General features: G+C 70.7%; 6 protein-coding genes and 3 pseudogenes. 5 read left to right on the top strand and 4 right to left on the bottom strand.

Features of this window, described 5'->3' with window-relative positions:
* Positions 1-153: 153 nt before the first annotated feature.
* The 3 genes from AMK27_RS05560 (at position 154) to AMK27_RS05570 (ending at position 3,409) form a co-directional block, all read left to right on the top strand.
* Positions 154-1,488, top strand: a complete 1,335-nt coding sequence (locus tag AMK27_RS05560) for a hemolysin family protein (protein ID WP_073902979.1) — start codon at positions 154-156, stop codon at positions 1,486-1,488.
* Complete coding sequence (locus AMK27_RS05565; RefSeq protein WP_073902982.1) at positions 1,485-2,504, top strand: hemolysin family protein; 1,020 nt, start codon at positions 1,485-1,487, stop codon at positions 2,502-2,504. Before AMK27_RS05560 ends, AMK27_RS05565 begins: the two co-directional genes overlap by 4 nt.
* 92 nt (positions 2,505-2,596) lie before the next feature.
* The gene (locus tag AMK27_RS05570; RefSeq protein ID WP_241847314.1) at positions 2,597-3,409 is read left to right on the top strand and encodes a hypothetical protein; all 813 of its coding nucleotides are present in this window, start codon (positions 2,597-2,599) and stop codon (positions 3,407-3,409) included.
* An 86-nt stretch (positions 3,410-3,495) separates the two neighbouring features.
* On the opposite strand, the gene AMK27_RS44465 is transcribed toward AMK27_RS05570, so the two are convergent.
* Entirely contained in the window at positions 3,496-3,957 is a 462-nt protein-coding gene (locus AMK27_RS44465) for an AbfB domain-containing protein (protein WP_382508661.1), read from the bottom strand.
* Positions 3,958-3,993: 36 nt separating this feature from the next.
* Positions 3,994-6,324: pseudogene (locus AMK27_RS05575) on the bottom strand (AbfB domain-containing protein); the annotation flags it as partial.
* Between the two features lie 409 nt (positions 6,325-6,733).
* Here AMK27_RS05575 and icmF point away from each other — a divergent pair.
* The gene (gene icmF, locus AMK27_RS05580) at positions 6,734-9,964 is read left to right on the top strand and encodes a fused isobutyryl-CoA mutase/GTPase IcmF (RefSeq protein WP_073902990.1); all 3,231 of its coding nucleotides are present in this window, start codon (positions 6,734-6,736) and stop codon (positions 9,962-9,964) included.
* A gap of 150 nt (positions 9,965-10,114) precedes the next feature.
* Here the strand turns inward: icmF and AMK27_RS05585 are convergent.
* Positions 10,115-10,747: pseudogene (locus AMK27_RS05585) on the bottom strand (CatB-related O-acetyltransferase); the annotation flags it as partial.
* Positions 10,748-10,786: 39 nt separating this feature from the next.
* Between AMK27_RS05585 and AMK27_RS05590 the strand changes: the two are divergent.
* Positions 10,787-11,134, top strand: a pseudogene (locus AMK27_RS05590) (TetR/AcrR family transcriptional regulator C-terminal ligand-binding domain-containing protein); the annotation flags it as partial.
* 154 nt (positions 11,135-11,288) lie between these two features.
* On the opposite strand, the gene AMK27_RS05595 reads toward AMK27_RS05590, so the two are convergent.
* The gene (locus tag AMK27_RS05595) at positions 11,289-13,208 is read right to left on the bottom strand and encodes an N-acetylmuramoyl-L-alanine amidase (RefSeq protein WP_073902993.1); all 1,920 of its coding nucleotides are present in this window, start codon (positions 13,206-13,208) and stop codon (positions 11,289-11,291) included.
* Positions 13,209-13,431: the final 223 nt, after the last annotated feature.

Below are 13,431 nucleotides of genomic sequence, written 5' to 3' on the forward strand. Positions count from 1 at the left end.
ATCCCGATCTGCCCCGTGGCGCCTCACGAGGGCTGTTTGCCGTTCCTTTACAGTGGTGTAGAACCTGAGCGCTCGCATGAGCGCCCGCCCGCGAAGGAGCACCTTCTTGTCCGCCAGATCGACGCATCCCTCCATGACGGGGTGCGGTAGCCGATGAACGCCGCTCTCGGCCTGCTGGCCGTCCTCGTGCTGACCGCAGGCACCGGCTACTTCGTCGCCCAGGAGTTCGCCTACGTCGCCGCCGACCGGCTCGCGCTCGCCCGCGAAGCCGAGGCGGGCGACAGGCGGGCGGCCCGGGCGCTGACGGTCCTCGAACGGCTCTCGTTCATGCTCTCCGGAGCCCAGCTCGGCATCACCGTCACCGGACTGGTCGTCGGCTTCCTGGCCGAGCCGTCCGTCTCGGCGCTCCTCAAGCCCGCGCTGGAGGGGACGGGACTGTCCGACGGAGCCGTCTCCGCGATCTCCGTCGTCCTCGCCTTCGTCGTGGCGACCGTCCTGCAGATGGTCCTCGGCGAGCTCGCGCCGAAGAACCTGGCCCTCGCCGTACCCGAGCGGCTCGCCAAGTCGCTGGCCGTCTCCACCCTCGTCTATCTGAAGATCGTCGGACCGGTCGTCCGCGTCTTCGACGGCGCCGCCAACAAGCTGCTGCGCAAGGTCGGCATCGAGCCGGTCGAGGAGCTGCACCACGGCGCGACGCTGGAGGAGCTCAGCCACCTCATCGGCGAGTCTCACGAGCAGGGCGAGCTGCCGCCCGCCACCGCCGAGCTGCTCGACCACGCACTGGAGTTCTCCGAGCGGACCATGGACGAGGTCATGGTGCCGCGCGCCGACGCCGTCTTCGTACGCAAGGACGCCACCCTCACCGAGGCCGTGGAGCTGATCGCGCGGTACGGCCACTCGAACTACCCGGTCCTGGGGGACCACCCCGACGACATCGCCGGAGTCCTGGGCGTGAACGAGCTGATGCGTCTGCCCGCGACCGCGTTCGACACGACGACCGCGGGCGAGGCCGCACGCCGGCCGCTCCTGCTGCCGGACACGCTGCGGCTGCCGCAGGCGGTGGCGCAGATGCGGGAGCGCGACGACGAGTTCGCCGTCGTCCTGGACGAGCACGGCGGCGTCGGGGGCGTCGTCACCTACGAGGACATCGCCGAAGAACTCGTCGGGGACATCGCCGACGAGAGCGACAAGGTCGTGGCCCTCGCGGTGGCCGACGGCGACGGCTGGCGGGTGGACGCGGGCCGGCGCCTCGACGAGATCGAGGAGGCCACCGGGATCGCCCTGCCCGAGGAGGACGACTACGACACGGTCGCCGGCCTCGTCATCGATCGCCTCGGCCGCTTTCCGACCATCGGGGACCGGCTCACGGTGGACGGCGTCCTGATCGAGGTCCTCAGCCTCGACCGCCACGTTCCCGAGCGGGTCCGCATCGAGAAGACCGGCGTCGAGAAGACCGGCGCCGAGCAGGCCGAGGAGAACCAGGCATGAGCTTCCCCATGGCCGTCTTCATCACCGTCCTGCTGCTGATCGGCAGCGGCTTCTTCGTCGCCGCCGAATTCGCCCTCGTCGCCGCCAAGCGCCACCGCATCGAGAAGGCCGTCGCCGAGGGGCAGCGCGGCGCCAAGGCCGCACTCGCGGGCATGCGCGAGCTGTCCCTCATGCTGGCCGGCGCGCAGCTCGGCATCACCATCTGCACCCTGGGCCTCGGCTCCATCTCCAAGCCCGCCATCTCCCACGAACTCGATCCCCTGCTGGTCGAGCTCGGCCTGCCCGCAGCCCTCAGCTACGGCATCGCCTTCGCCGTCGCCATGATCATCGTGGTGTTCCTCCACATGGTCCTGGGGGAGATGGCCCCCAAGTCCTGGGCCATCGCCCATCCCGAGCGCTCCGCGATGCTGCTCACCCCGCCGTTCCGCGCGGTGGTCAAGACCGTCCGCCCGCTGATCTGGGTGCTCAACAAGGTCAGCAACGCACTCGTCCGCATGTGCCGCGTCCAGCCCCGCGACGAACTGACGGCCGTCCACAACCGCGAGCAGCTGACCCACCTCGTCAAGGAGTCCGAGCGCCTCGGTCTGATCAACGAGACGGACTCGCAGCTGATCACCAGGTCCCTGACGGAGCCCCAGACCCCGGTGGCGCTGCTGCAGACCCCGGCCGCGGACATCGTCACGGTCTCCGCCGACGCCGACCTGGACACGCTCCTGGCCGAGGCCTCCGCCGCCGACCGCTCCCGCCTCCTGGTCAGCGACGGCGACCGCGTCCTGGGTTCGGTCCACGCCCGCGACGCCCTGGTGGCCCGGACCCGCGGCAGAGCCCTCACCGCCCGCGATCTCGCACGTCCCGTCCCCGAACTGTCCACCGTGACGACCGTGTCCCACGCCGTCGAGCGACTGCGCCAGCGTCGGGCGTCCCTAGCCCTCGTACGGGACGAGCACGGCGAGCTCACGGGACTCGTGAGCCTCGACGACCTCCTCGTACGGATCATGGGACCCCAGACGGACTGAGGACGTCCCACGGGGCCGCGCGCTCGCCCCCGGCGCGTGGCCCGGCATGGGCCGCGCTAGGCTGCCGAACTTCGGGAAACGGGGGGTTCGGCATGGGGCAGTGGGGCAGACGGTTGGTCGTCCTCGGCATCATCCTGGCGGTCTTGACCGGCTGCGGTTCCGAGACCGTGGAGACCACGGACCCCCTCGGGACCCCGGCGACCGGGGAGGACGCGGCCGGCGCGGGCACGGCCTGGACGCTCGCGGCTCCCATCCGTATCGACGCGGTCCGTACATCCGGCGGAGGACGCTCCCTGGTGGTCGACGCCGAAGTGCCCGACGGTACGGGTGAGTGCGTGCGCGGCCTGCGCGGCGCACTCGACACCGTCGAGCACGGCACGGTGTACGTGAGGGTCACGTTCGAGACCCGTTCCCTGGACAGGGCCTCCGGCTGTACCGGGACGCGGCGGGTCGAGGCGACGGTGAAGCTGGACGGGCCTCTGGGCTCGCGCAAGGTCATGGTGAACAGCGGGGACGTGTACACCCCCGCCGGGGCCACCCCGCCGGCCCTGCGGCACTGCGGTGAGAACGGCTGCGATCCGACGCCGCCGCGGTGCACGGCGTCCTCGTACCGGCAGGCCGTCACCGATACGGACATCCCTGAGCACACGAGCTGGGAGGAGCGCGGCTGCGACGACACGTGGCTGGTCCTTGACCTGTCGACCCGGACGGGGCCCGCGTGCGGCGACGCCGGCGACGGCTGCTCCTCCTCGGGCGTCTCCCAGCGCTGGTTCTACCGGGCCGAGGCCTCGGGCTGGCGGCCGGTCACCACGAACGGCGACGCGGGGTGCGCCGGCATCCGCAAGGTCCTGCCCGAGTTGCCCGAACGCCTCTGCGCCTCGCTGCCGAGGCTCGACCGGGGTTGACCAGAGTTGACCGAGGTTGACCGAGGTTGACCACGGTTGACCGGCCGACCCTCGCGCGTGGCTCTCGGCACGGCCCGAATCATCGGTCAGGGTGCCCAGGGCGCGGCCAGTGTCCAGCTGCTGTCCGCGGTGAGCATCTGGGGCCGGTCGAACCCGTCGCCCGGTCCGCTGCCCGAGGCGATGTGCACCGCGGACGCGTAGTGGCGCAGGAACGAGCCGGGGCGGTTGAACGACTCGAAGGTCACGCCTGTGCCCCCGACCCCGGGCCGTGCGCAGAAGGTGGCGTCGTCGCGGAGGAGAGCCGATCCGTCGTCGGGGGCGATGCGCACCCTGCTGTCGGCGTGCCGGAGGAACCGGCCGGGCTGGTTCACCGACTCGAAGGAGTAGCACGAGGAGTCGGCCAGGCCGCGGCGCAGCGTGAAGGTCGCGTCCTGCTTGAGCAGCGGGGCGCTACCGGTGTCGACGACCTCGGTCGAGGCGAGGCTGTCGATGTGCCGCAGATACCGGGTGGTGTGACCCCACGTCGTCACCTGGAGGGACCGGCGCACGTCGACGGGCAGGAGGACCGAGCTGCGCCACAGGGCTGGTTCGCCGGTCGCCCAGGAGGCGTCGGCGGTGAAGCCGGCCGCGGTGTCCCAGGCGTTGGTGCCGCCGCTGCGGGCGAGGTACACGGTGTCGGCGTAGTGCCGCAGGTAGTGTCCGGGGAAGTTGGCCGACTCGTACGAGGTCCCCGAGCCGGCGAGGCCGGGGCGGGCGCACCAGGTGGCGTCCGCGGAGAAGGTTCCGCCGGTGTCGGAGTCGATCCGGATCCGGCCCGCCGCGTGGCGGAGGTAGCGGCCCGGGTAGTTGACCGACTCGAAGGAGTAGCAGCGCGGGTCGGCGCGGCCGGTGACCGTCCGGAAGGAGGCGTCCTGGCGGGCGCCGTCCGGGGAGGCGCTGCTCAGCACATCGGTGCGGGCGAACGAGTCGGCGTGGCGCAGGTAGCGGTCCGTGTGGCCCGGGGTGGTCACTCGGAAGGACCGGACGTGTCCCAGCGTGTGGCTGCCGTTGTTGAGATTGAGGGAGGCGGCCAGGAGCTGGGCGTGCGCGGCGCGCACGAGACCGGTGTCGACCTTCTGGACACGCCGGTCGTAGGTGAACAGTCCGTTGACCTCGCCCTCGACGTCGGTGATCTCGGTGTACACGGCGGCCGAGACGCCCTTGGTGGTCATCAGCTGCTGGACGTCGCGGACCATCCCCGTGTAGCGGTCGTTGAGGTGCTCGCTGCTGAAGACCTGCTCGTACGGGGAGCCGCTGCCGGGGCTGTACTCGTGGCCGGGGACGCGCAGTCCGATTCCGCCGAACTCTCCGAGGACGGACACCCGGGTGTCCGACGGGTGCGGTGCGTCGGGGCCGGTGTAGACGTGCCAGTCCATGAGGTCGCCCGTACCGGGATCGCCCTTGGAGACGCAGCAGTTGTAGCCGCTGTGCGCGTTCATCAGCCTGGTCGGGTCGTAGTTCTTCAGGTCCGTGGTGATGCGCCGGGTGGCGTTGAGGTCCCACTCGCCCCAGCCCTCGTTGAACGGGACGTAGGTGACCACGGCCGGTGAGAAGCGGTGCTCGTCGATGATCTCGCGCGCTTCCGTCTCCAGCTGGGCGACCTGTGCCGGAGTCCGGCTCTGGTCGAAGGCGGGAGTGGACGGGATGTCCTGCCAGACGAGCAGTCCCAGCCGGTCGGCGTGGTAGTACCAGCGTGCCGGCTCCACCTTGATGTGCTTGCGCACCATGTTGAACCCGAGGTCCTTGTGCTTCTGCAGGTCGAACCGCAGCGCCTCGTCGGTCGGGGCCGTGTAGAGGCCGTCGGGCCAGTACCCCTGGTCCAGTGTGCCGACCTGGAACACGAACTGCCCGTTCAGCGTGGGGCGTAGCACCCCGTTCACCTTCCTGGTGCCCATCTCGCGCATGCCGAAGTAGCTGCCGACGGCATCGACAGCGGCGCCCGTGGAGTCGCGAAGGGTGACCTTGAGGTCGTAGAGGAAGGGATCGTCGGGGGACCAGAGCCGGGGGTTCGGCACCGGAACGGCGAACTCGGCGAACCCGCCCGACGCGGTCCCCACGACCTGGGAGCCGGACAGTGCCTCGGCGCGGACGCTGTACCCGGTGACGTCGCCCCGCGTGAAGACGCGGACGCGCGCGGTGCCGCTCGCCAGGTCGGGGCGGACGTCGACCGAGGAGATCGAGGACGCGGGCGTCGGCTCCAGCCAGACGGTCTGCCAGATGCCGGAGACGGGTGTGTAGAAGATGCCGCTCGGGTTGTCGGTCTGCTTGCCCAGCGGCTGCTTCTCGCCGCGCCCGTCGGTCGGGTCGTAGACGCGGACGATCAGCTCGTTGGACCCCGCCCGCAGCTGCGGGGTGACGTCCACCTCGAAGCGGTCGTAGCCGCCCTTGTGCGTGGTGACCTGAACCCCGTTGACCCAGACCGTGACCTCGTAGTCCACCGCGCCGAAGTGCAGCTGCACCCGCTGGCCGGACCAGTCCTGGGGGACGGTGAAGGAACGCCGGTAGAACATCAGGTCCCGGTTGTCGCTCCGCATGATGCCGGAGAGCGCCGACTCGACGGGGTAGGGGACGAGGATGCGCTCGGGCAGCGTCTGCCCGGTCGGAGGGGCGGCATGGCGGTCGACGTTGCCGGCGCCGTCGGTGGGGGGATTGAGGAACTCCCATTCACCGTTCAGCGACTGCCACTTCTGGCGGGTCAACTGGGGTCTGGGGTACTCGGGCAGCGGATTCGTCGTGGACACCTGGGAGGTCCACGGTGTGGTCAGCCGGGGCGGCTTGGGGGTGACGTCGGCGACCGCGACGCCGGTGAGGCCGGCCAGGGCGAGGCCTCCGGCACCCATCAGCAGGGCCACCACAAAGGTCAGGATGCGACGCATCGATCTCCTCCTGTGCGCAGGACGGCGCGCGGGATCCCGGCACCCGGCCGATGGCCGGGAACGCGCGCGGGAGCCCGTGCAGAGAGGGAGTGCAGCGGGGGAGTGCAACGAGGTGATGCGGCGGTACGTGAGCCTGGTGCGTCCCCGGACAGCAGCCGGGGAGCGCTCCCACTCGGGCGGAACGTAGCACGGCGCTGCACCTCACCGAAATAGCTCAGTACTCATCAGATTCCAACGCGCTGATCGTTTGATCATGTGCGGGTCTCTGATCGCGGGCAGCAAGATGCGCCGATTGTTCCTTCGCGCCCCTGGTGTGCTGCCCGCCACACGAGTGTCACCCCCCGTGATTTACTAGGACGTCCTACTATCTCTCGAGGTATGAGCTCCAGCGCCGGCTCCGGAGGGCCCCATGAGCGATCTGCACCGTCCTGAAAACCCCGTACGTCTGGTCACCGCTTCCGCGCTGTTCGACGGCCACGATGCCTCGATCAACATCATGCGGAGGATCTTCCAGTCCCAGGGCGTCGAGGTGATCCACCTCGGGCACAACCGATCGGTCAAGGAAGTCGTCGACGCGGCCCTGGAGGAGGACGCCCACGGCGTGGCGGTCTCGTCCTACCAGGGCGGACACGTGGAGTACTTCGAGTACCTCGTCGAGTCGCTGCGCGCCCAGGGCGCGGATCACGTCCGCGTCGTCGGCGGTGGCGGCGGCGTGATCGTCCCCGAGGAGATCTCCCGGCTGCGGGGGAGCGGGGTCACCATCTTCTCCCCCGAGGACGGGCAGCGGCTGGGCCTCGTCGGGATGGTCAACTCGGTCGTCGCGGCATGCGACTTCGACCTGTGGGACACCAAGCACGCGGACGTCGGCGCGGTCCTCGCGGGCGACCGCTTCGCCATCGCCCGCGCCATCACCGGCGCCGAGCTGGGCAAGCTTCCGCCCGCCTTCCTCCAGGAGCTCCGGACCGCCTCCGCGGCCCGCACCGTGCCGGTCCTCGGCATCACCGGCACGGGCGGCTCGGGCAAGTCCTCGCTCACCGACGAGCTGGTCCGCCGGATCCGCGTCGACCAGGAGGACAAGCTGCGCATCGCGGTGATCGCCGTCGACCCCACGCGCCGCCGCGGCGGCGGGGCGCTGCTCGGCGACCGCATCCGGATGAACTCCCTGGACGGGAGCCAGGTCTACTTCCGGAGCCTGGCCACCCGCGGCAGCCGCGAAGTGCCGGAGCACCTGTCGGACGTCATCGACGTCGTGAAGGCCGCGGGCTTCGACCTGGTCATCGTCGAGACCCCCGGCATCGGCCAGGGCGACGCGGCGATCGTGCCGTTCGTCGACACGTCCCTGTACGTGATGACGCCCGAGTTCGGAGCCGCCTCCCAGCTCGAGAAGATCGACATGCTCGACTTCGCCGACGTCGTGGCGATCAACAAGTTCGAGCGGCGCGGTGCCCGCGACGCCATGCGCGACGTCGCCCGCCAGCTCGTCCGCAACCGTGAGGCCTTCACCAAGCGGCCCGAGGACATGCCCGTGTACGGCACCTCCGCGGCCACCTTCAACGACGACGGCGTCACCGCTCTCTACCAGCACCTGAAGACCCTGCTGGCCGACGAGGGCCTGGACGTGACCCCCGGCACCCTGCCGGCCGTGGACGTCCGGCACTCCTCGGGCATCCGCCAGGTCGTGCCCTCGGACCGGGTGCGCTACCTCGCCGAGATCACCGAGACCGTCCGCGCGTACCACTCCGAGACCCTCGCCCTGGCCGAGAGCGCCCGCCGGGTCCAGCGCCTGGCCGCCGTCCGGGAGGAACTCGCCGGAGCCGGCCTCGACGACACCGACGTACAGTCCCTGCTCGCCGGCGCCCGCAAGCAGCTCCCGCACGACGTCATGGAGCAGATCGAGGGATGGCCCGCCCTCGTCGCCTCGTACGCCCAGGACGAGCTCGTCGTGAAGGTGCGCGACCGGGAGATCCGCACCCGGCTCGTACGCGAGTCGCTCTCCGGCAACAAGATCCCCCGCGTCGCCCTGCCCCGCTACGCCGACCACGGCGAACTCGTGCGGTTCTGGCGGGCGGAGAACCTCCCCGGGCACTTCCCCTTCACCGCGGGAGTCTTCCCGTTCAAGCGGGACGGGGAGGACCCCGCCCGCATGTTCGCCGGCGAGGGCGACCCGTTCCGGACCAACCGCCGCTTCCAGCTGCTCTCCGAAGGCCAGCCCGCGACCCGCCTGTCCACGGCCTTCGACTCCGTCACCCTCTACGGCCGCGACCCCGACGAGCGCCCCGACATCTACGGCAAGGTCGGCACCTCCGGCGTCTCGGTCGGCACGCTCGACGACATGAAGGCCCTCTTCGACGGCTTCGACCTGGTCGCGCCCACGACGTCGGTCTCCATGACCATCAACGGGCCGGCCCCCACCATCCTGGCGTTCTTCCTCAACACGGCCATCGACCAGCAGCTCGAAGCCTTCCGCGCCGCCGAGGGCCGCGAACCCTCCGAGGACGAGGCCGCGGGACTGCGCGCCAAGGCCCTCGCCAACGTGCGCGGCACCGTGCAGGCGGACATCCTCAAGGAGGACCAGGGGCAGAACACCTGCCTGTTCTCCACCGAGTTCTCGCTGCGGATGATGGCCGACGTGCAGGAGTGGTTCATCCAGAACCAGGTCCGCAACTTCTACTCGGTCTCCATCTCCGGCTACCACATCGCCGAAGCCGGCGCGAACCCCATCAGCCAGCTGGCCTTCACCCTCGCCAACGGTTTCACGTACGTCGAGGCGTACCTCGCCCGCGGCATGGACATCGACGACTTCGCCCCGAACCTCTCCTTCTTCTTCTCCAACGGCATGGACCCCGAGTACTCCGTACTCGGCCGCGTGGCCCGCCGCATCTGGGCCGTCGCCATGAAGGAGAAGTACGGCGCCAACGAGCGCTCCCAGAAGCTGAAGTACCACGTCCAGACCTCGGGCCGCTCGCTGCACGCCCAGGAGATGGACTTCAACGACATCCGCACCACGCTGCAGGCGCTCATCGCCATCTACGACAACTGCAACAGCCTCCACACCAACGCCTACGACGAGGCCGTCACCACCCCGACGGAGGAGTCCGTCCGCCGGGCCCTGGCCATCCAGCTCATCATCAACCGCGAGTGGGGCCTGGCGATGAACGAGAACCCCCTCCAGGGGTCCTACATCATCGACGAGCTCACCGACCTGGTCGAGCAGGCCGTCCTCACCGAGTTCGAGCGGATCAGCGAGCGCGGCGGTGTCCTCGGCGCCATGGAGACCGGCTACCAGCGCGGCCGCATCCAGGACGAGTCGATGCTCTACGAGCAGCGCAAGCACGACGGCACGCTGCCGCTCATCGGCGTGAACACCTTCCGCAACCCGCACGCCGACGACGCGGAACCCGTCTCCATCGAGCTGGCGCGGGCCACGGAGGAGGAGAAGCAGTCGCAGCTGGACCGCGTGCACGGCTACCAGTCCGCCCACCAGGAGCCCGCGCACGAGGCTCTGGCCGCACTCAAGAGCGCCGCGATGGAGGGACGCAACGTCTTCGCCGTGCTCATGGAAGCCGCTCGGGTCTGCTCGCTCCAGCAGGTCACGGACGCCTTCTTCGAGGTCGGCGGCCAGTACCGGCGCAACGTCTGATCCCGCGCGCGGGCTGACGGCCCGCCCGCCGCACGAGGCGGAAGCCACGACGGGCAGCCCGCGGACAAGGACCCGGTCGGGAACCGGGGCCGCGTCCGCGGGCTGCCCCGTCGTGCTGTCCGACGGGTGCCAGGCCTGGCTGATCCGGGCGGCGGCCTCCTCCAGGTCGCCGATGGATCCCGACATGATCGTCCGTACGTGCGTGGTGATGTCCTCGACCGGCCAGTCCCACCACGCCACGGCGAGGAGCCGGGCGACGTCCCCGGCGTCGTACCGGGTGCGGATGAGCCGGGCGGGGTTGCCGCCGACGATGCCGTAGTCGGGGACGTCACCCGTGACCACGGCGCCTGCGGCGATGATCGCGCCGTGCCCGATGCGCACACCGGGCATGACCGTGGCCCCGTGGCCGAACCACACGTCGTTGCCGACGACGGTGTCGCCCCGGCCGGGGAGGCCGGTGATCAGGTCGAAGTGCTCCGCCCAGGAGCCGCCCATCGTGGGGAACGGGAAGGTGGACGGGCCGTCCATACGGTGGTTGGCGCCGTTCATGATGAACCGGGTGCCCGTTCCGAGCGCGCAGTACTTGCCGATGACGAGCCGCTCGGGACCGTAGTGGTAGAGGACGTTCCGCGTCACGAACGCGGTCGGTTCCTCCGGATCGTCGTAGTACGAGAAGTCGCCGACCTCGATCAGCGGCGACGTCACCAAGGGCTTGAGCAGCACCACGCGCGGGTGCTCGGGCATCGGGTGGAGCGTGGTGGGGTCGGCGGGAACGGGCGGCATCGCGGGGACGGTTCCTCTCTGACGGGCCTAGAGCGACAGGTGTCGCGTGAGGATGCTGGCACAGCCCCGTCCCTCTCGATCGACGGCGTCGCGAAACGGTCCGGAGCGCACCGTGCGACGGTCTACCGGCGGTGGCGCGATGTCGGCGGCCTGCTCGCCGACCTCATCGAGGCCGCCGGCGAGATCGACTGGCAGCCACCGGACACCGGATCGCTGCGCGGCGATCTCACGGCCCTCAACCAGGAGATCCAGGACTCCCTGGTCGTCCAACCGTCGTTCGCCGTCGCCCTGATGGCCGCCTCGTTCCGTTCCGAACAGGCGGCGCGGGCGCAGACCCGGCTGTGGGCGGACCGGGCAGCGACGGCGGCCGTCCTCGCGGCGGCAGCGGGTGCCTTCTCCGTGAGTCGAGAAGAGGACGTGTGAGGGCCGGTCCCTCCCGGGGACGGCCCCTCCCGGGGACGGCCCCTCCCGGGCCGGGAGGGACCGTCAGTTCACGGCCGGTTCAGATCAGCCCTGTTGCCGGTGCCGACCCGGCGGCCGGTCAGTCCGTCTCCGCGGTGTTCACCGTGGCCAGGCGCCGGTTGTACTGGATCACGTCGTACCTCTGGTCGCCCGTGACCGTGACCTCCGGGCGCGAGGGGGTGGCAGGGAAGAAGTCGTCGGCGCCCACCGACGCGCGAGCGGCCACGTAGGCCTGCCCCTGGGGGAACTTGTACATGGTGAACCGGGTCTGAGCGGAAGGCGGCAGCCCCTGGGGGTACTCGCCCGCTCGGGGGTAGGCCGTCGTGTAGACGCCGACCGACGTCGTCCCGCTCGCCGGACGGACGATCCGCGAGTCCGGGGCGGGGCGCGTGTTCACGCCCGCCGGGTTGTGGATCCAGCCCTTCTGCCCGCCGAACCAGAGGGCCGTCCAGTCCCCTTGGACGCCGGCGACCACGAACTCCTGCCCCCACACCACGGTGGAGCCCCAGTCGTCGATCCGCCGGCTTCCCGCCGATCCGTCCGGGCGGAGGGCGAGGTCGGAGACGAGTGGAGCGTCGGCGCGGGGCTCCGTGCGGACGTAGAGGAAGTTCGAGGGCTGGGTCTGGGACCGGCACGTCGGGGCGCACACCGACACGGTCTGTACGTTCGTGTCATACGCCGGGGTGATCGCGACCGCCTGTCCTACTCCGATGTCCGCCCGCGCCCCGCCTCCCTCGGCCTCGCGCTCCTGGCGGTTCCGGGGCTGCGTGCGCTGGTCGGCGTCGAGGAGAGCCATGAAGCTCTCCCAGTCCCAGTACGGGCCCGGGTCCCAGTGGGCGTCCGGCGCGCGGGCCGGCCTGGGCGGCAGGACGTTGTCGTGCCCGATGATGTGCTTGCGGTCCAGCGGGACGTCGAAGCGCTTCGCCAGGTAGGCGACCAGCGCGGCCGTCGCCTTGTACTGGGCCGGGGTGAACCAGGTGGGCCCCTGGGCGGCGTATCCCTCCATCTCGATACCGATGCCGTGCAGGTTGGTCCAGTAGTTCCCGGCGTGGAAGGCGATGTCCTTGGTGGCGACCATCTGCGTTGCCGCGCTGCCGTCGGCCTTCATCACGTAGTGCGCGGAAACCCCGCTGGCGGGGTCCTGGAACCAGCTGATCCCCCCGTCGTAGGACCCTTCGAGGTCATGGATGACGATGAAGTTCACGTCCATGCCGTTCGATTTCCGCGTGGACACCTGGTAGTTGGAGGCGGCGGCGGGAACGAACCGGCAGGTCAGCTCACTGGGGCACTCCGGCGTCGCCGCCGATGTCGACGCCCTCAGGCCCAGGGACGCCAGCTGCGACCTCGTCGGACGGACGGACGGCGACTGCGCCAGGGAGACCCTCTGGCCGTCCTTGCGCACCTTCTGCCTGCCGGTGCGGATCACCTCGAACACGCCATCGGCGAACCGTTCCGCCGCGGCGGTGTCGGCGGCCTGGCTGTACTGTGCCACGGCCCCGTACCAGCTGCCCGGGTCGGACGGCATCCGACGGGTGATCTGCCGCTGGTACGAGGCGAGCAGCGCGGCGCCGCCGCGAAGGTTCTGCAGCTCGTCCCGCTGGAGAGCCTGGGGAGCGACGCCGATCATCGCGGCGGCGGTCTCCAACGTGTGCTCGGACGGGTCGTCGGTGCCCGTGGCGTCCACCGGCCCTTCGCCCGGGCGGTGGTCGTACGTGCTGCCGGACGTCGTGTCCGTCAGGTGCATCGGACCGTAGCCGCCCTTGGTGCTCGGGCGGCCGTCGTTGGCCTCCCACCACGAGGACTCGTAGCTGACGCCGAGGAGCACTTCCTTCGGCACACCGAACTCTGCCGCCGCCTGCTCGGCGGCCCGCTCGAACGCGCCGGGTGACGCGTCGGAGGGCCGGGCGTTCCCAGCGGTCGCACATCCCCAGATGAGGGCCACCGCCACTCCCGCGGCGGCGACACTCCGGTGGCCGTGGCGCCTGTGTCTTCTGGTCACACCATGTCCCTTTCGCTGTGGCGGTCGGTCGTGGTCCGGTCCAGCGGCCGAGGCCGCGGCCGTCACCATCCTTTGGACGGGTGCCTGCCCGTCCCGCCGACACGCCCAACGCAACCCACAGCGCCGTCACCGCACCGGAGCAGCGATCCCACGCCCACGCGGGGGACCGGGCCGCCGTCGGTGAGCGGCACGCCGACCCGCGCGCACCGCTCGTGGGGCTGCA

This window comes from Streptomyces sp. CB02009 (genome assembly GCF_001905825.1).
In the GTDB taxonomy this organism is placed as follows: Bacteria; Actinomycetota; Actinomycetes; order Streptomycetales; family Streptomycetaceae; genus Streptomyces.

Coding starts and splice junctions, on each gene's coding strand:
- AMK27_RS05560 (WP_073902979.1), top strand. CDS start 154: ATGAACGCCGCTCTCGGCCTGCTGGCCGTCCTCGTGCTGACCGCAGGC.
- AMK27_RS05565 (WP_073902982.1), top strand. CDS start 1,485: ATGAGCTTCCCCATGGCCGTCTTCATCACCGTCCTGCTGCTGATCGGC.
- AMK27_RS05570 (WP_241847314.1), top strand. CDS start 2,597: ATGGGGCAGTGGGGCAGACGGTTGGTCGTCCTCGGCATCATCCTGGCG.
- icmF (WP_073902990.1), top strand. CDS start 6,734: ATGAGCGATCTGCACCGTCCTGAAAACCCCGTACGTCTGGTCACCGCT.